Annotated in this window: 14 protein-coding genes; 10 read left to right on the top strand and 4 right to left on the bottom strand. The window is 51.1% G+C overall.

Going from position 1 to position 19,746, the window contains the following annotated elements:
- Positions 1–51 precede the first annotated feature (51 nt).
- Positions 52–324 carry a 30S ribosomal protein S20 gene (rpsT, locus tag R50912_RS24960; protein ID WP_039309591.1) on the bottom strand — a complete coding sequence of 91 codons (273 nt, stop codon included), beginning with the start codon at positions 322–324 and terminating at the stop codon, positions 52–54.
- A 180-nt stretch (positions 325–504) separates the two neighbouring features.
- Between rpsT and gpr the strand changes: the two genes are divergently transcribed.
- The 6 genes from gpr to R50912_RS24930 all read left to right on the top strand — a co-directional run bounded on the left by gpr (position 505) and on the right by R50912_RS24930 (position 7,807).
- Positions 505–1,515, top strand: a complete 1,011-nt coding sequence (gpr, locus tag R50912_RS24955; protein ID WP_042238611.1) for a GPR endopeptidase — start codon at positions 505–507, stop codon at positions 1,513–1,515.
- 160 nt (positions 1,516–1,675) lie between these two features.
- On the top strand, positions 1,676–3,088 hold the full coding sequence (locus R50912_RS24950; protein ID WP_042238610.1) for a stage II sporulation protein P: 1,413 nt from the start codon (positions 1,676–1,678) through the stop codon (positions 3,086–3,088).
- 33 nt (positions 3,089–3,121) lie between these two features.
- Positions 3,122–3,637, top strand: a complete 516-nt coding sequence (locus tag R50912_RS24945; RefSeq protein ID WP_042238609.1) for a hypothetical protein — start codon at positions 3,122–3,124, stop codon at positions 3,635–3,637.
- 225 nt (positions 3,638–3,862) lie between these two features.
- A complete protein-coding gene (gene lepA / locus R50912_RS24940; protein WP_042216867.1) occupies positions 3,863–5,674 on the top strand; it encodes a translation elongation factor 4 in 1,812 nt (603 codons plus the stop codon).
- 376 nt (positions 5,675–6,050) lie between these two features.
- Positions 6,051–7,223, top strand: a complete 1,173-nt coding sequence (gene hemW / locus R50912_RS24935) for a radical SAM family heme chaperone HemW (RefSeq protein WP_042238608.1) — start codon at positions 6,051–6,053, stop codon at positions 7,221–7,223.
- A 92-nt stretch (positions 7,224–7,315) separates the two neighbouring features.
- A complete protein-coding gene (locus R50912_RS24930; RefSeq protein WP_042243219.1) occupies positions 7,316–7,807 on the top strand; it encodes an N-acetyltransferase in 492 nt (163 codons plus the stop codon).
- A 299-nt stretch (positions 7,808–8,106) separates the two neighbouring features.
- Here the strand turns inward: R50912_RS24930 and R50912_RS24925 are convergent, their stop codons facing one another.
- Entirely contained in the window at positions 8,107–8,820 is a 714-nt protein-coding gene (locus tag R50912_RS24925) for a hypothetical protein (RefSeq protein ID WP_042238607.1), read from the bottom strand.
- Positions 8,821–9,044: 224 nt separating this feature from the next.
- On the opposite strand from R50912_RS24925, the gene hrcA reads away from it, so the two are divergent.
- From hrcA to dnaJ, 4 genes are all read left to right on the top strand, one after another.
- Positions 9,045–10,076, top strand: coding sequence for a heat-inducible transcriptional repressor HrcA (gene hrcA, locus R50912_RS24920; protein WP_039309603.1), 1,032 nt, complete (start codon positions 9,045–9,047; stop codon positions 10,074–10,076).
- A gap of 49 nt (positions 10,077–10,125) precedes the next feature.
- Positions 10,126–10,716, top strand: coding sequence for a nucleotide exchange factor GrpE (gene grpE, locus R50912_RS24915; RefSeq protein ID WP_042238606.1), 591 nt, complete (start codon positions 10,126–10,128; stop codon positions 10,714–10,716).
- Between the two features lie 111 nt (positions 10,717–10,827).
- On the top strand, positions 10,828–12,675 hold the full coding sequence (gene dnaK, locus R50912_RS24910) for a molecular chaperone DnaK (protein WP_042238604.1): 1,848 nt from the start codon (positions 10,828–10,830) through the stop codon (positions 12,673–12,675).
- A 217-nt stretch (positions 12,676–12,892) separates the two neighbouring features.
- On the top strand, positions 12,893–14,017 hold the full coding sequence (gene dnaJ, locus R50912_RS24905; protein ID WP_042139464.1) for a molecular chaperone DnaJ: 1,125 nt from the start codon (positions 12,893–12,895) through the stop codon (positions 14,015–14,017).
- 95 nt (positions 14,018–14,112) lie between these two features.
- Here dnaJ and R50912_RS24900 read toward each other — a convergent pair whose 3' ends face one another.
- Positions 14,113–14,493, bottom strand: a complete 381-nt coding sequence (locus R50912_RS24900; protein ID WP_269322119.1) for a GNAT family N-acetyltransferase — start codon at positions 14,491–14,493, stop codon at positions 14,113–14,115.
- Between the two features lie 440 nt (positions 14,494–14,933).
- Positions 14,934–19,472 carry a S8 family serine peptidase gene (locus R50912_RS33530; RefSeq protein WP_052416670.1) on the bottom strand — a complete coding sequence of 1,513 codons (4,539 nt, stop codon included), beginning with the start codon at positions 19,470–19,472 and terminating at the stop codon, positions 14,934–14,936.
- Positions 19,473–19,746 lie beyond the last annotated feature (274 nt).

Genomic DNA, 19,746 nt, shown 5'->3' with positions numbered 1-19,746 from the left:
CAGCATAGCGGTCAGGTTCTTCAAGTGCTCGTTATGATTGTCGCCCGTGGCTTAAGCTTGAGCCTTCAGAGCGTTCAATTTCTTAGCCAAGCGGGATTTTTTGCGGGCAGCCGCATTTTTATGAACCAGGCCTTTAGTTACAGCCTTGTCCAGCTTTTTGGAAGCAGCTTGGAAAGCAGCGTGAGCAGTTTCCACTTCCGTACCTGTCAGTGCTACATCAGCAGTTTTCACAGCTGTACGAAGCGCGGACTTCTGGGAAGCGTTCAGTGCACGGCGTTTCTCGATCGTCTTGACGCGTTTAACCGCGGATTTGATATTTGGCATTGCATTCACCTCCTGGAAGACATTCGAAATCATCATATGATTCACAACTTAAAATAGTTTAGCATGAAGGGTAGCAAAAAGCAACACTAAAAGCTTTTGAATTATAGCACCAGGGATTGTATAAACAGCGGCTTTCTCTCGCACACTATCGGCAATATGCTTAAGGAGGCTGAACTAATAATGGAACTGGATCTTCAGCTGTATTCGGTACGTACGGATTTGGCAGTGGAAGCAAAGGAAATGGCTCAGGCGCGGTCCAATGCCCCCATTCCCGGCGTCAATGAAGAGGTGCAAGAAGCAGATGGCATCAAGGTTACCCGGCTTGCTGTAGCAGACAATGCCGGTTCCCAGGCGATCGGACGGGCCATCGGCAACTACGTGACGCTGGAGGTTCCGGCACTGCGCGGAGGGGATACCGGCCTGCAGCAGAAGGTTTCCACTGTGTTTGCCCGTGAATTTGAGCATTTTCTGGACAGGATCGGCATTAACCGTAACTCCTCCGTACTTATTGTAGGGCTCGGCAACTGGAATGTAACTCCGGACTCTCTTGGGCCGCTGGTCGTGGAGAATGCGCTGATTACCCGGCAGTTCTATGAGCTGGTTCCTGATCAGGTCTCCCCCGGCTACCGGAATGTGAGCGCGATTGCCCCGGGTGTGCTCGGCCTGACCGGCATTGAGTCCAGTGAGGTTGTGCAGGGGATTGTAGACCGTACGAAGCCGGATGTGATTATAGCCATTGATGCCCTGGCCTCCCGTTCGCTGGAGAGAATCAATACAACGATCCAGATTGCCGATATCGGCATCCATCCGGGTTCAGGCATCGGCAACAAACGGCGGGGTCTGACCAAGGAGGTGCTGGGTGTCCCCTGTATCGCCATCGGTGTCCCTACTGTCTGCTACGCCTCCACGATCGTCAACAACGTGCTGGAGATGATGAGCAATCATTTCGGGAAGATGGAAGGCGGCGGTGCCCATACCAAAGAGATTATGGGCTTGCTGGATGATATCTCCGAGCAGGAGCGGCTGGCGCTGGTTAAGGAAGTGCTTGAACCGCTGGGACATGACCTGATCGTTACTCCCAAGGAAATCGATGAGTTTATTGAAGAGATTGCCAATATTGTCGCCAGCGGACTCAACGCTGCACTGCATGAAGCGGTAGATCCTGGCAATGTTGGTGCCTACACGCACTGATCTTCACCGTTCTTCACAGGCCCGCACAGTCTGCCTCAAGGCAGTACTGCCCTGCGGGTCTTCTCTATGTCCTCTCATTCTAAGGTTCTAGCATTACTCTTTCGCTCATAGATTTGGAGTATGAGAGATTACAGAGGGCTTAGAGGAGGACATAACAATCATGAACAGAAAATGGTTTCAGCTATGGAATATTGGCCGGCTGCGGGGAAGGCTGCTGGATGTTCTGTCGCTGGGGAGAACGATGCTGCTGCTGGCCGGAGGTTCACTTGTATTCTTCATGCTGCTTGGAGCCGGCGGATTGGCCGGACAGAAGCTGAACTCTTCACCCATTCCCTCTATGAAGGGCTTGGCTGCTTCACTCTCCAGCGGATTCTTCATGGAACTGCTGGGCATGGAGGTTCCGCATTTGCCGCAGGGTGAGGAGCCTTCAGCATTCTCGGGCGACAAGGTTACCTCCTTCGTATTCCGGCTGCTCACCAGCGTCGACCCGGGCGATCCCAAAAGTCTGGTATCGCGTGAGATGCCCGGCCTTGCGGCAGATGATCCCTTTCTGCTGCGGGAAGGCTCCGGGGGGACAGGTACGGCAGGTGCGCCTGCGGATTATCATCCCGGTGTCGATGAGTTAGCGGCTGGTGGAGAATCGGGAACCGGTGCTGATCCGGGAACGGACCTGGGCACAGGCACAGAGGCGGGGACTAGTGATCCGCCTGCCGGAGGGGAAACGGACAACCCGGGCGGAGAAGTTGTGCAGCCGGTTGCTACGGCTGCACCGGATTCAAGCGGTACGGCTACAGACCCTGGTGAGAGCGAAGGTTATTCCGGGAGCGGAGATGCGGAGAACGGTACCGGGGATACCTCGATCAAACGTATCCTAATCTATCATTCCCATCCCCGCGAGGCCTATAATCCTCTGCTTGGCGCAGCAAGTGATAATCCAAGCTCTGCGGTTCCTTCCAAGAATGTAATGCTGGTAGGATCATATATTGCCAAGCGGCTGGAAGCCCGCGGGATAGGAACTGTCCATGCCCAGGAGGATTACGCGACGGAGGTGCCGGATTATAACTGGAACTTCTCCTATAAATATTCACGCATGACTGTGAAATCGGCGATGGCCGCCAATCAGGAAATGAGTGAGCTGATCGATATCCACCGCGACTCGCAGCGGCATGGCAAAACCACAGCAGAAATCAATGGTAAAAATTATGCGCAGGTGTATTTCATCCTCGGGCATGCGAATAAGAACTGGAAGCAAAATGAGGCCTTCGCCAATCAGATTCATCAGCTGCTGGAGAAAAATTATCCGGGAGTATCCCGTGGTATATGGGGGAAATCCTCAGGAAACGGGAATAATGGGGAGTATAACCAGACACTATCCCCGAACAGCGTGCTGATTGAGGTAGGCGGAATCGATAATTCTGCCGAAGAGCTGAAGCGGACAGCAGATATTCTGGCAGATGCCATCGCTGATGTGTACTGGGCCAGCCGGGATGCAGAGAAGGCGGCGGCGCCTGAACAGGGCGATGTCAAACTGGAGGGCACCAGCGCGAAGACATCCGCAGGCGGTGCTTCCTAAGCTGCTAATTCACTTGAAAAAGGAGCGGAGAATATGACTCGGTTCGGAAAAAAGCTGGTCATGGTCGGGATATGGGCGGGAGTCGGGCTTCTGGTGGGTCTGCAATTCGGCGGCGGGAGCGGTTCAGGAGTCTCCGGCGTGCTGCCGGGCTGGAACACAGTAGCCGGGAATACTGCGGCCGGCGGACAACTCCCGGCAGGGCAGAGCAACGCAGCAGGAGCTGCGTCTCTTCCGGCCGCGGGTACAACTCCGGGCGGGCAAGCCTATGTGTATGTGCCGGTTGTCATTGATCCGGCTACCGGGGCCTACAAGGTGCTGCCTGTGCAGCAGCCGGTTGCAGCTGGTACGGATACAGCTGCCGGGACGGGGAGCCTTCCGCAGCAGGAGGTGAAGGACTATACCACCCTCAGTCCTGAGCAGATTCTGATTCCCGGTGAACAGAAGCCGACCGTAGATGTGCTCGCGGACAAGACGGCCGGCCTGCTGCAGCAGGCTTCGCAGAAGAGCATCCGCTGGGTGGTCTCCCTCTTCGATTCATCGGAGGAGTGAAGAGGTGTATGTATGCTGCCGGACAGACTTCGAAAGTAAATATGCCATTATGCAACGGTTGCCGCTTAAGTTGGAGCGTGCAGCTGTTCTTTTTTTACGGATTCTCCTGTGATTTTTGGCTGCCCCGGGTGTTTCTTTATTTTCCTGCAGCTGGCGGGATTGATGGGTGAAGCCCGTACTGTTATAATAAGAGGATTAACATTAGGCTGTCTGTGGGGGTAAGGAATGACTGACGTTCAGAAACGACAACAACAAATCCGCAATTTCTCGATTATTGCACATATAGACCATGGCAAATCGACACTGGCTGACCGTATTCTGGAGTATACAGGTGCGCTCACTTCGCGTGAAATGCAGGAGCAGGTACTCGATCAAATGGACCTGGAACGAGAACGCGGTATCACCATTAAGCTGCAGGCTGTACGCCTGACCTATCGTGCCGACGATGGACAGGATTATTATCTGAATCTGATTGATACACCGGGGCATGTCGATTTCACCTATGAGGTATCCCGAAGTCTTGCCGCCTGCGAAGGCGCACTGCTGGTAGTGGATGCAGCACAGGGAATTGAAGCCCAGACCCTGGCTAACGTGTATCTGGCACTCGATAACAATCTGGAGATTCTTCCGGTGCTCAACAAGATTGACCTTCCGAATGCCGATCCTGACCGGGTGAAGCAGGAGATTGAGGATGTAATCGGGCTGGATACGAGCGAAGCTGTTCTGGCTTCGGCCAAAGCAGGCATCGGCATCAAGGAGATTCTGGAGCAGGTCGTTAAGCAGGTTCCGGCGCCGACAGGCAACTCCGAAGAACCGCTCAAGGCTCTAATCTTCGATTCCCACTATGACCCGTACAAAGGCGTTATCGTCTATGTCCGCGTTATGGACGGAAGTATCCGTGCCGGTTCCAAGATTAAGATGATGGCAACCGACAAAACCTTTGAAGTTATCGAAGTCGGAGCATTCATGCCGCGTATGACCATTGTGCCTGAACTGAACATCGGCGATGTCGGGTTCATTGTGGCCGGGATTAAGCATGTAGGCGACACGCGTGTCGGTGACACGGTGACGGATGCCAAGAATCCGACGCCTGAACCGCTGCCGGGCTACCGCAAGATCAATCCGATGGTCTACTGCGGTCTGTATCCGATTGAGACCTCTGATTATAATGATCTGCGTGAAGCGCTGGAGAAGCTGCAGCTGAACGATGCTTCACTTAGCTTCGAGCCGGAGAGCTCCAGTGCTCTGGGCTTTGGCTTCCGTTGCGGCTTCCTTGGACTGCTGCACATGGAGATCATTCAGGAGCGGATTGAGCGCGAGTTCAATCTGCCGCTGATTACTACAGCACCAAGCGTTATTTACCGCATCAAGCTGACTAACGGTGAGACCATTCAGATCGACAATCCGTCGCATTATCCGGAGATCGGGACGATTGACTTCATTGAAGAGCCATATGTGAAGGCAGGAATTATTGTACCGAACGACTTCGTAGGTACAGTTATGGAGCTTTGCCAGAACAAACGCGGCGAATTCGTTAACATGGAGTATCTGGATACGAACCGTGTAACCATCACGTATGAGATTCCGCTGTCCGAGATTGTCTATGACTTCTTCGATCAGCTGAAATCTGGAACAAAGGGTTATGCTTCCTACGATTATGAGATTTCCGGGTACCGCCAGTCGAATCTGGTGAAGATGGATATCCTGCTCAACAATGAACAGGTCGATGCGTTGTCCTTCATCGTTCACCGCGACCGCGCGTATAACCGCGGCCGGGTCATCTGCGAGAAGCTGCGCGGTATAATCCCGCGCCAGATGTTCGAGGTGCCGATCCAGGCATCCGTCGGCACGAAGGTGGTTGCGCGTGAGACTGTTAAGGCGATGCGCAAGAACGTACTGGCTAAATGCTACGGCGGTGACATTTCGCGTAAGCGGAAGCTGCTGGAGAAGCAGAAGGAAGGTAAGAAGCGCATGAAGCAAGTCGGCAGCGTAGAGGTGCCGCAGGAAGCGTTCATGGCTGTGCTTCAGATTGAGTAGCAGCGTGTCAGCTCCTTGGAGCTGACAGCTGGGTTATAGACCTGCAAGGGAAGCCTTAGGGCTTCCCTTTTCTGGAAATATTGTATTTCCCGGAGAAACAGGATGAAGAATATAATTATCGCTTATTTCTCGCAGAAACGGGTGTCGCCCTAAGCAGGGCGGCGCAGCCGTTTCTTCTTAAATTATAAGAATGTATATGTTTCACATGATAACGTATCCTTCTATTTCTCGCTGAAACGGTACCTGAAAGCGATACGTAGTATCGCTGCTCCGGAAGCGTAAGCTCTTTACAGAGGACGGCAAAGCCGTTTCCACTTGCTTTTCAGCAGCAGAGGCTGCAAACAGTTTTACATTTAATAGAACAAAGGAGACAGCTATGAACCCAGCAAACAATGGCCGTCCCCCTGAGGCCGTATATATTCATATCCCTTTTTGCACCAATAAGTGCTTCTACTGCGATTTCAATTCCTATGTCCTGAAGGACCAGCCGGTCATGGAGTATCTGTATGCCCTTGACCGTGAGATGGAATTGACCGTGAAGAACACGCCTCCCGGTATAATCAAGACCATTTTTGTCGGCGGCGGTACGCCTACTGTGCTAAAACCTGATGAGATGGCATATTTCCTGCAATCGGTCCGCAGACACTTCCCGCAGTGGGATGAGAATATCGAGTTCTCTATGGAAGCTAATCCCGGCACTACCGATATAGATAAGCTCAGAGTAATGAAGGAAGGCGGCGTCAACCGGGTCAGCTTCGGCGTTCAGGCGTTCCAGAATGAGCTGCTGAGCGGAATTGGCCGCATTCATGATGTGGATGATGTCTACCGCAGTCTGGAGAATGCCCGCGCGGCCGGGCTGGATAATCTTTCGCTGGATCTGATGTTCGGCCTGCCGAACCAGACGGTGGATATGCTGAGAGAGAGCATCGACAAGGCGCTGGCACTGGATCTTCCCCACTATTCTATCTATAGTCTTAAGGTTGAGGAGAACACGCTGTTCCACACTCTATTCAATAAGAACAAACTTCCCCTGCCGAATGAAGAGGATGAGCTGGCGATGTATCTGCTGCTTATGTCCACCATGGAAGCTGCAGGATATACGCAATATGAGATCAGCAACTTCGCCAAGCCGGGGATGGAGAGCCGCCACAATATTACCTACTGGCGCAACGAGGATTATTATGGCCTCGGTGCCGGAGCGCACGGATATGTGGGCAGGCAGCGGCATATGAATATCAAGGGCGTTAACCCGTATAATGAGGCTACGCGCAGCGGGCTGCCGCGTCTGGACAGCTTCCCTATCTCCGAGCAGGAGGCGATGGAGGATTTCATGATGGTTGGCCTGCGGATGCGCGAAGGGGTGTCGGATACGGCATTCCGCTCACAATTCGGGAAGTCGCTGGAGGATATTTTTGCGGGATCGCTGCATAAAATGCTTAAGGCCGGACTGCTGGAGCAGGCCGGGGACACCTATCGTCTGAGCAAGCAGGGAATCCTATTCGGCAACGATGTATTTGGAGAATTTGTCGGTGCTTTGACAGAAGTTTAATTTTAAAATACCCCTTGAATTGTAATTCACTCTGTTGTATATTTATTCATATTAACAACGAGGGGTGAGTCAAAGTGCTTGTCAAAACGGATATGTTCCGCAAGGCATCTCCTGCGGGAGATCAGCAAGTGATATGCAGAAATGCTACAGTGGAGGATGTAGAGCCGCTGTATCTGATGATAGAGGAATACGCTCAGCGCGGAATTATGCTGCCCCGTTCCAGGCAAGCACTGGCCCGCCAGATTGATCAGTTCGTGATTGCCGAAATCGGCGGCAGATTTGTCGGCTGCGGATCCTTGTTCAGACTCGGAAGCGACCTCGTAGAGGTGCGTTCGATCGGTCTGCGCGATGAAGGCAAGGGTAAAGGCGTAGGCTCGATGATTCTGGAGAAGCTGACGGAAGAAGCCAGACGCCAGAAAATCCCGAAGATTATGGCTTTGACCTATGCCGTGGATTTCTTCCTCAGAAACGGCTTCGATGTGGTGGAGAAGGAGATTTTCCCGGAGAAGGTCTGGACTGATTGTGTGCACTGCAAGAAGCAGCATGCCTGCGATGAAATCGCTGTGCTGAAGAGATTGGATTAATCCGGGGGCCACAGGTTCTGCGGCAACCTATATAATAAGAAACCACTGCCCTACGGATCGGAAGCTCCGGGGGAGTGGTTTTTTTGCGCGGATAAGAGGACGTCACACTTCACTCTGTATAGTGAATATTTGGATCTGTGCTGCTGTTGTCGCAAGAACTTCTCGATGAGAAATCCTGCGCATTATACAACATTTACCTTATATTCTTGCCCATAATCCGCCTGAACACCTGCCTATCTAAGCATTCAAGTTGTATAACATACAACAATTCTGCTTCGCACACACATGCTGTTGACCGGTTACCTGGCATAAATAAGCTTGCGCTGCTGCTCTATCAGCTCGGCCAGCTCCGGAGTGGCATATGCAGAGTGAAATGAAGGAAACATTGTATTATAGGTAATCCTTCTGGTGGACCCGTCTTTCATTTCAATTTCCATCCAGTACAGATTGCCTACCCAGCTTTTCGTCTGCTTGGATAATTCCTCTTGCGGGATGTATTTCAGCTTGGGGAATTCACGGATAAATATGGCGTTGGCCTCCGGAGTAAAGTCCATCAGGTCAGAACCGTCATTGCCGCTGATGAAACGGACGGTCTGTATTTTGCCCTCAGCATCCAGCAGATCGTTGAGGGTTCTGGCTGTAGGGTTGCTGTACGCCTCATAGAGCTGGTCCCCCGCCCAGATTCTTGCCGACACCTTATAGCCCACGGCTTCATAGAGCTGTGTACCTGTCTTCAGATTCGTGGCATCTCCATCCTGCATCTTCTTACGGGGACACCTGTGCTCGGATTTGCTGTAGGTAACCTTGCCGATAGCCTTCCCTTTGCTCAGTCCGCTGAGATCACTATCCGTATCACCGCCATAAAGGACACCATTCCATTGCAGGACGGATGCATAATCCACTTCGCCAAAGTAACACTTGTTCTGAGTAGTTTTCACTGTATAGGCCGTAAGCAACAGCACACATAGGATCACTGCGGATATGGCAAATAACCATGATTTCATCAAGCGCATTTCATCACCCCCTGTTCTATCTGACGATGAAGCGGATGAATGGTTGCGGGGGCATATCCGAAATAATGGTTTTATCTTGAAAAAAATGCATCCGGCAGTGCTTTGTGATTTGTGAAACTGACTTGACAATGCCAAGGTCAGTTTGGTATTTTTGTAATAGTGGTTAGCACTCATCTGACTAGAGTGCTAACGAATCGGAGCCACAGCCGATAGGAGGGAATAACATGTTAACTGAACGCCAGAGAATGATACTGAATGCAATCGTAGATGATTATATTCTTTCCGCTGAGCCGGTAGGCTCGCGCAGTATCTCGAAACGCGGCGATGTAGGCTACAGTCCTGCAACGATCCGCAACGAAATGGCTGATCTTGAGGACCTGGGATACCTGGAACAACCTCATACTTCGGCAGGGAGAATCCCTTCTCATAAGGGCTACCGCTATTATGTGGACCATCTGGTACCGTGGAATTCCGCCGAAACGGCCGAACTGGGCACGATCCGCGCTTTTTTCGCCGAGAAGCTGAATGCGACAGAGCAGGTTATCCAACATGCGGCAATGATTCTTTCCAATATGACGAATTATACTTCCATCCTGCTGGGACCGGAGGTTTTTCATACTTCATTGCGCCACTTTCAGCTGCTTCCGCTCGATGACAACACTGCGGTGGCGATTATCGTTACCAGCACGGGGCAGGTGGAGAACAAGATCGTCAACCTTCCTCCGGATATTTCTGTATCCGAGATGGAGAAGGTTGTCAATCTGCTGAACAGCAAGCTGGTGAATGTACCGCTCTATAAGCTGAAGAGCCAGCTCTATTCCGAGCTGGGTGAGGAAATGCAGCGTCACATCTCCCACTATGAAGAATTAATGCAGGTGCTGGACACGGCGCTCGAAAGTGACCATGAACAGCGCATCTATCTCAGCGGAGCAACGAATATGCTGACCCAGCCGGAGTTCAAGGACGTCGACAAGGTGAAGAATATTCTGGACCTGCTGGAAGAGACGCCAACCCTGCTCAAAATGCTGACCCCGGCAAGCGGCGGAACAGGGATGCAAGTGCGCATTGGTACAGAGAATAAGCATGATGCTTTTGCGAACTGCAGTCTGATTACCGCTACCTATTCGCTGGATGGCAAGGCGCTGGGGAGCATCGGTATCCTGGGTCCGACCCGGATGGAGTATGCGCGCGTAATGGGCATTCTGGGGATTCTGTCCCGGGATTTGACAGCGATGCTGGCACACTGGTATAAGTGAACAGAGCGTAATTGATTACGGTGAATGATGATAAGGAGGTGAAGACAACTTGAAAGAGGAAGAGGTTCAGGAAATGAAAGAACAGAATGATCCCTCCATAAATGAGAACCAGGCTGCTGATGAGGCGGAAGCTGCAGAAGGCACTGGCACATTTACGGCTGAAGAGGCCGGCGAGGCGGCTTCAGGCAGTGGAGAGGATTTCGGACGGCTGCAGGAGCTTGCGAATGAACATCAGGCGCGCGCACTGCGTGTACAGGCTGATTTCGATAACTTCCGCCGCCGCACACAGAAGGAAAAGGAAGAGCTGGCGCAATATGCGACTTCCAAGCTCGTAACTGAATTGCTTCCGGTACTCGACAATTTCGAGCGTGCATTGGCTACATCTCCGGCAGGCGCAGATTCCGAGGCGTTCACCAAAGGCATCAATATGATTTTCCGTCAGCTGGACGGGGTACTTAAGTCTGAAGGACTTACAGCTATGGAAACGGTGGGACAGCCTTTTAACCCTGAATATCATCAGGCGATCATGCAGGTGGAGAGCGAGGAGCACGAGGAAGGCATCGTGACAGAAGAAGTCCAGAAGGGCTATCTCCTGAAAGATAAAGTTCTTCGTCCGGCCATGGTCAAAGTCAGCATGTAGTTCTGTCTATATAAGTGAGCATTATTTTATGAAAACAACGTTACACCACAATAACAATATGAATGGTTGAAGCCCCGGGGCTTCACCTTATGTCTGAGGAGGCAAATTACAGTGAGTAAAGTTATCGGTATTGACCTTGGAACCACCAACTCTTGCGTTGCCGTTATGGAAGGCGGCGAAGCCGTCGTTATCCCGAATCCGGAAGGCGCGCGTACAACCCCGTCGGTGGTAGGCTTCAAGAAAGACGGCGAGCGTATCGTCGGTGAAACAGCGAAACGCCAGGCCATTACGAACCCGGACCGTACCATCGCTTCCATTAAGCGCCACATGGGTACGAACCACAAAGAAAGCATTGACGGCAAAGACTACTCCGCACAGGAAATTTCGGCGATGATTCTCCAGAAGCTGAAATCCGATGCCGAAGCCTATCTGGGCCAGACAGTAACCCAGGCGGTTATTACGGTTCCTGCATATTTTAATGACAGCCAACGTCAAGCTACGAAGGATGCGGGCAAGATTGCCGGTCTCGAAGTTCTGCGTATTGTCAACGAGCCAACGGCAGCAGCACTTGCATACGGTCTGGAGAAATCCGAAGACCAGACGATCCTTGTCTATGACCTTGGCGGCGGTACATTCGACGTATCGATCCTCGAACTGGGCGACGGCTTCTTCGAAGTCAAAGCTACCAGCGGTGACAACCGTCTGGGCGGGGATGATTTTGACCAGCTGGTTATGGATTATCTCGTGGCTGAATTCAAGAAAGAGCAAGGCATTGACCTGAGCAAGGACAAAGCGGCTGTACAACGTCTGAAAGACGCTGCAGAAAAAGCGAAAAAAGAGCTGTCTGGCGTACTGACAACTACTGTATCGCTGCCGTTCATCACGGTTGTTGACGGAGTACCTCAGCACTTGGAGGTCAACCTGACCCGTGCCAAGTTCGACGAACTGACTGCAAGCCTGGTAGAGCGTACGCTGGGACCAACCCGTCAAGCGCTTAGCGATGCCGGTATGACGCCTGCTGATCTGAACAGAATCGTGCTGGTCGGCGGTTCCACTCGTATTCCTGCCGTACAGGATGCAATCAAGAAGCTTACAGGCAAAGAGCCTCACAAAGGCGTTAACCCGGATGAAGTAGTAGCCCTTGGTGCTGCTGTTCAAGCGGGTGTGCTGACTGGTGATGTTAAAGACGTAGTCTTGCTTGACGTAACTCCGCTGTCCCTCGGTATTGAAACTGCAGGCGGCGTATTCACAAAGATGATCGAGCGCAACACTACGATCCCTACAAGCAAATCGCAGGTGTTCTCGACCTTCGCTGACAGCCAGCCAAGCGTGGAAATCCACGTGCTGCAGGGTGAGCGCCAGATGGCGAACGGCAACAAGACACTGGGACGCTTCATGCTGAACGAGATTCCACCGGCACCGCGCGGTGTACCGCAGATCGAAGTAACCTTCGACATCGATGCCAACGGTATCGTTAACGTATCTGCTACGGATAAAGGCACCAACAAGAGCCAGAAGATCACTATCACTTCTTCAAGCGGCCTGAGCGATGCTGAAGTAGAACAGATGATGAAGGATGCCGAGCTGCATGCTGAGGAAGACCGTAAGCGTAAAGAACTGGTAGAAGCAAAGAACAACGCTGACCAGCTCGTATACTCCACGGACAAAGTCATCAAGGACCTGGCTGACAAAGTCGATGCTTCCGAAATCGAGAAAGCCAATGAAGCCAAAGACAAAGTGAAGGCTTCCCTTGAAACCGACAACCTGGAAGAAATCACTGCCGCTACAGAGGCGCTGAATGAGATCGTACAGCAGTTGTCTGTGAAGCTGTATGAACAGGCTGCACAAGCTGAGCAAGGCGCTGAAGGCGGCCAGGGAGCTTCTGAAGGCAATGCCAAGAAAGACAACGTGGTAGACGCTGATTATGAAGTGGTTGACGATGAGAAGAATCAAGGTTAACCTTAAACGATAAGTTTCTATTTGGTGAGAGGGGAAGGTCAAAACCGGGGCATCCCGTGTTTTGGCTTTCCCTTTAAAATGTAAGGATTTATGGGTTTCCCGTCATAAATTTCTTCTTACATTTCTCGAAGAAACGGTGCCGTCCCCGCGGGACGGTTAGCCGTTTCTACTTGCCATGTTAAGGGCAGAAGAATAACGATGTACGGAGGTGAAAGCAGTGGCAGATAAACGCGATTATTATGAGGTACTGGGCCTCGGAAGAGATGCTTCAGACGAAGATGTAAAGAAAGCGTACCGTAAGCTGGCGCGCCAGTATCATCCGGATGTGAATAAAGCGGGCGATGCAGAAGCCAAGTTCAAAGAGGTTAAGGAAGCTTACGACGTCCTCAGTGACGGGCAGCAGCGGGCTCGTTATGACCAATATGGACATATTGATCCTAACCAGGGCATGGGCGGCGGCTTTGGCGGCGGCGGCGGAGATTTCGGCGGTCTTGGCGATATCTTCGACATGTTCTTCGGCGGCGGCGGACGGCGTGATCCCAATGCACCGCAGCGCGGCGGCGATTTGCAGTATACGATGACCATTGAATTCAAGGAAGCGGTATTCGGTAAAGAAACCGATATTACCATTCCGCGCACGGAGACCTGTGATACCTGCTTTGGCTCCGGTGCCAAACCTGGAACGAAGCCGGAGACCTGTTCCGTATGTCACGGCAGCGGCCAGCAGGAATTCGTGCAGAATACACCGCTTGGACAGATGCGTAACCGCCGTCCCTGCTCCCATTGCAGCGGCACCGGCAAGATCATCAAAGAAAAATGTACAACATGTGCAGGCCAGGGCAAGGTTAAGAAACAGCGCAAGATTCATGTGCGCATTCCTGCCGGTGTCGATGACGGCGCACAGCTGCGCATGACCGGTGAAGGCGAAGGCGGCACACGCGGCGGCCCGGCCGGAGATCTGTACATTGTCTTCCGCGTCAAGAATCACGATTTCTTCGAGCGCGAGAACGATGATATTATGTGCGAGGTTCCGTTGACGTTCGCTCAGGCGGCGCTTGGTGACGAGATCGAAATCCCTACACTTACCGAAAAAGTGAAGCTCAAGATTCCGGCAGGCACACAGACCGGCACGTTCTTCCGCCTCAAAGGCAAAGGTGTTCCGCATCTGCGCGGCAGCGGAGTCGGCGATCAGCATGTCCGTGTCATCGTGGTCACGCCGAGCAAGCTCAGCGATGAGCAGAAAGACCTGCTCCGCCAGTTCGCCTCCCACAACGGGGAGAACACTCATGAGCAGGAGCAATCGTTCTTTGACCGCGTGAAGCGTGCGTTCCGCGGGGACTGATCTTCATAATTGTATCAATCCTGCGGCCCTACGGAGCCGCATAGCAGCGCCCGCCTCCAGGGAATTGGAGGCGGGCGTTTTTTTTCTCCTTTAATTCAACGATGCCGGTTATTTGTTATTTCCCAATGAATCATTCCATCCTTTATTCTAACTCTGGTCATTTCCAATTTCTCCAGAACTTTAATGGAAGGAAGGTTATCTATAAGGCATTCTGCCACAATTTTCTTCACTTGTCCTGAAGAGAATGCCCATTCCATTATTGCTTTCACCGACTCTGTAGCTATCCCCTTATTATGCATGTCCGGAATTATTCCATATCCGATTTCTACAATTCCTTGAATATCCGGTCTCCCTTTATATCCAATGTCTCCGATAATTTGGTTATTATCAGCTAATGTTACAAACCACACTCCCCAGCCCAGCAGTTCAGGGTCTTCCTCAAGATGAGCTAAATATCCGGCGGTATGCTTCCCGATAGGGTACGTTTCAGATACCTTCTTGTAATTTTGTTGGTCAAATGCAGTAATGATTAGCCGTTCAGTTATGATTTGCAGAGTTATTTCCTCCTCATAAATTAACTATTGTTCCGTTAGCTTAGCTTTCTGGTAAGCAGTATTTTCAATGGTGTGATTTAGGCCGTTTTTTTTCAATTAAGTATCCCGGCTGCTCCAAAACATCCTGATATTATTCTAATTGGATCCTATCCTATAGGGTCGATATAATTTGTCTATAATTAAAAATTACTGCCTGTTGGCTGAATTTATTGTCTAAGTCACCTGGCATAAAGGGGCAGGCAAACTCGGGTTTGTTTACCTTAACGATTTGAAATTAGCACAAAGACGACGGCAGCATCCACAAATCAGGATGCTGCCGCCGCTTTAATAGGGCATATTAGTTACGATACAGATTACTTGTCTTACTGATTACGTAGATCCTCGAGCACACGCTCCAGGATGACAGCAGCCTGGGCACGGGTCAGGGTACCTTTCGGGTTGAAGGTGTTGTTACCCACTCCCTGTAGGTAGCCTTTGCTTACTGCATAAGCGATTGCGTTCTTGGCGTTAGCCGAGATAGAACCTGCATCCTTAAAGGTCAGCGTTGAGGAAGTAACATCGGCACCGAGTGCCTCAGCCAGAATTACCGCTGCTTCTTCGCGGGTCAGGACATCGCGGGAGCCGCTTTCCTTGATGTGTGTTGTCCAGGTGTCACCTTTGCCGAGCAAACGGTCGAACAGAGTCAACAGCTCAGCCTGATTTAGGCTGTCAGCAGGCTTGAAGCTAGCGGTAGTTCCTTTACCGGCTACGATACTGTGAGCGGCAAGAACTTCGACGGCATCCTTGGCCCAGTGTATCCCTATATCGGAGAAGCTGGTATTACGGGCGGCAGCAGTGTAGGTACCGTCACCGGTAATGCTGAACTGCAGCAGGCCGTCTGCCGGAATAGTTCCGGACTGCAGATAACTCCAAGAGTTTTCAGCAGACTCTTTATAAGCCCCTGTCTTGCGGGCATCCTTCAAGCCGTCAGGGTTCAGGGCAAGCTGTACAAATACAGGCTTGCTTGTGGTCCAGCCGTTCTTGAGGGTCAGTGAGGAGGAGCCGATATCAATACTTCCGGTAATGCCGCTTAGCGGAGCGGTATCCGCTTCCTCATGCAAACCGAGTGTGACGGTTAGGCCTGTGGCGGTAATGAAGTCCGGAAGTGTGCCAGCCGGAATGGTTAAGGAGAATCCCTTACCGTTCAGACTGAGTGCACTTGCGGAACTCTTCAGCTTGTCCGCCTGGGCAGATGTGAGCACAATGCTTACTTGTCCGTATTTGGAGAAGTCTACATCAGTGATGCTCAGTACGACATTGTTATTCACCGCACTCTTCAATGACGCATCCAGAATGGAGTCGGAAACAGCCAGGCTCGCTGTAGGCTTACCACCTGCAGGATCAGCTGTTACAGTAAGCTGTCCGGAAGTCGCAGTTGTGCCTGAAGCTGCTGCTATTGTACTTGGAGATGGTGATGGATTACTTGAGCTTGATAATGGTTCTTTCACGACAACACTCACAGTCGATGAACCTGCCGGAATTGTCGCCGAGTAATTGTCGCTCCAAAGCTTGATATCCGATAATTCAAAGGTGTAAGTTCCGGCTTTAGTCGGAGTAAATGTGAACTGTCCTAATGATCCGGTACCAATTCCATCATAAGCTCCGTCTGTTACATGAACGCCATACTGCTGGACATCGCGTCCATCCTCCAAATGAATCAGGTTCGTATACTCAAGCAATGGTACACCAGGAAAATGAGTTTCCTGATATGTTGCTAATTGTACGCTTGATTTGATATTTGGCTGAGCCAGGCTATTACTGTAGAGCAAATTGAAAGTGGCTCCGTAGATACCGTACACATTCTCAGTTACGGAGAAGCCAGCGTCGATGGTGATTGAAGTGCCCAACTCTACAGTTGCACTGGAAGCTGTAGGTGAGACCGTAGCAACTGTCTGATCTGTGTTGTAGCGCAGAAGCTGGTTATAATCGATCCAACCGTTTGAAGCGTAATCGTAAGCGTACAGATAGAACTGATTCAAGCCCTCGGTCAAAGGAACCTCAATTTCAAAATAACCGTTGGAATCAATATAGCCATCCGCTTCTTTTACAGTGCCATCCGGTTCTTCATAGGCTGCAGATACTGCAAGCAGTTCATTCGGATCCGTCTCTTCATCGATCAGCTCGAACATCAGATCGTAAGCAATGACGCCACTAATGGTTGCACCTCGTGGTTCCTGCTCATTCGTCCGGGCGTGCTCCGTTATTGTTGTACCGCTGACTTCCGGTGCTTCCCGGTCAATAATAACAATAGCAGATAGATCATCGAACCGGGTCGTTCCGCCGTCCAGGACAGGGGTTATGGAATATATGCCGTCAGGCAATACATAAGACTCACCCTGAACATCAACGATGCCAGTCCATTCAGGTTCTTCATAGAGGCCGGGGTAGAATTTCTGCCCTGTGGCGTATACGTCTCCGACAACGGTTGTAGAACCATCCAATGAAACAACTTCTAACGCTAGGTTTTCTACGGTTTCATTTACAGAGAAGGTCAGGTAGGTGCTCTCCAGAAGTCCGTCACCGTTAGGTGAGATGAACTCGAAATTCTCTGCACCGACTTCGAAATTCGTGATTGTATCAGGTTTGTACTGCACACCTACTACCACGCTGAACGGCAGAGTCAGAGTCTCTGTACCTGAAGTTAGCGTCAGTACACCTTCGTACTTTCCGCTTACAGCTTCCGCAGCTACCGTTAGCGGTACCTGGAAGTAATCATCTGCTTCAACAGAGGTTTCAAGATTGGCAAACTCAATACCTTTATGGGTTGGAGTACGCCATTCCACACCAATAGTGAAAGTGTTGGGTTCCTTAGCCAGGGAGTCTACATACACGGTCTTAGTCACAGTGGACGCCGCAGTCACCAGTCCGAAGGACAAGGAACCTGTGTCGTATTTAACCTTAGGTATTTCTGTTTCCGGACGCTTAGTGTCAAGCACCTCAGGGACACGTGCGATGGCTGAAGCTTTCAGCACCTTAGGCAGGTTAATCAGCCCGGCACCCTGCTCGTATACACTGTAATATTTATTATTACGGTCTGTAAGCGAAGTGGCATTATTGGCTAACAGGATTTTAACCTGATCCGGGGTTAACGCCTGTCCATTAGCCTCTTTACCTGAGCTCAGCAGCAGCGCAGCTGCCCCGGCCACATGGGGGCTGGCCATACTGGTTCCGTTGAACTTGGCGTAGCCGGTTTCGCTTTCCCATACCGGTACTGATGAATTCACGGCTACACCCGGAGCCGATACATCCGGCTTGATGGTGAAGTCCGGAAGTGCAGGTCCGCGCGAACTGAACCCGGCGATGAGGTTGTCTTTATCTGGACCCACAGAGAATAAGAGCGTATTATGGCCCGCTGCCAGTTCAGCCCTGATCGCCTTGCCTTCGTCCTGGGTAATGCCGTAAGTAGGGACTCCGGTAGCATCAGTAGCGGCATTGAGCTCACCTGCTCTGTTGTTAGCGATCAGCAAGCCGACAGCCCCTGCTGAGCGGGCATTTGCTGATTTGTTCACGAAGGTGTTGCTTCCGCGGTCAACGATAGCAATCTTACCTTCTACATCTGCATTCATATAATCATCTACAGTAAGTCCAAGTCCGGCATAGACAACTTCCAAGCCGTTGGCTTCTTCGGGAAATCCAGCTTCGGACGCCTGGATACCATAGACAATGTCGGTAACACCCACCTTAATAAAAGTAACATCAGCAGGTGTCGTAGAAGCGGCGACTGATATGGTGCGGTGTGCACTACCAGGTGTTCCGACAGTTTCAGCCTCGGGACCGGCGTTCCCTGCGGCCAGTACAACGGTGACACCGGCGTCAGCGGCGTTATCCACTGCAATGGCATCAGGCGAATACTGCTGGTTCACATCTGAACCGAGCGAGAGGTTGATAACGTCAGCACCGTCAGCAACGGCTCTTTCAATGCCGTCAATAACGTCGTCCGTACTGCCGTTTCCATATGGGCCGAGTACGCGGTATACATAAAGCTCAACATCCGGCGCTACGCTCTTGATAATACCAGATACGTGTGAGCCGTGAGCCGTCTCATAAGGATTGCCGTTGATTGGCTTGTAAGCAGGGTCAGGTTCTGTTTCGTATGGCTGAGAATCACCATCGACGACATCATAACCGTGACCATCCTCATAAAAATCCTCAAGGTAAGGATGAGTGGGATCGATACCGGTATCGATTACGGCAACCTGAATTCCTTCACCAGTGATGCCATCCTCATTCAGTTCATCAGAACCGAAGATATCCCCGTTGCCGACCTTAGTGGCATCCACGGTATCCTTGAGAGTCTCAGTAAGAGTGGAGGAATCTGTTGCAGTCTCCAGCGCATGAACCTTCTGGTTCGGGAAGACCGCCTTCACGCCCGGCAAGGTGAGCAGCTTGTCCACTTGATTACCTGGCAGAGTTACGGAGTAGCCGTTGAACACTTCCGTATATTCATGGCCGGTGTTTGCACCAATCGCAGCGGCAGCGGCAGCGAAGCTGTTATGCTCCGTACGGAGAATATTACGCTGCAAAGCAGGTGTCTTACTCTTGGCGCCCTGATTCTCAGCTACTTTGACCGGGTCATTCTGCAATTGGACAATGAAAGTTACAGGCGCTGAAGTAGTGATGTTGCCCGCATAATTCTGCGGTTTGGAGTTTAATGCTGAAGTGTAATTCTGGATGGATGATTTTAAGGAGTCCGGGGTGTTGCCTAGCCTGGAGTTAAGCAGAGAGATATGATTCTTGAGATCCGGTGCTGCCGGTAAAAACGAAGTGCTGCTTGCGAAAGATGCGGAAGGAAGCAGAAGGGAAACCGCTAGACTAAAACTTGCAGTGGCTATGCCAAATTTGCGAATGGAGCGTCTGAACATTTAATATCCTCCCCAGTAGTATTTGATTTTCATTTCAGCAACCGTATAAACCGGTTCTCTCCCTTCCGAGTGGCTTAACTGCTTTGAAGAAAAATAATAGTGAAAATTACATTTATTTTACAGTCAATTTACAGATTGGAATATACTACTTTAGTACCATATTACGGTAAAGTGCTGAATAAATTGTCGAAATCCGATTCATATACTCGGCTATTGAAATAAAAGCATAAAAATGGCGTTGCCAAGACAACATAAACATGTACAACTAAGAGCT

The organism is Paenibacillus sp. FSL R5-0912 (assembly GCF_000758605.1).
Classification (GTDB): domain Bacteria; phylum Bacillota; class Bacilli; order Paenibacillales; family Paenibacillaceae; genus Paenibacillus_AQ.
The sequence above is the reverse complement of the archived record's forward strand: the minus strand, read 5'-3'. Positions and strand labels throughout refer to the sequence as shown.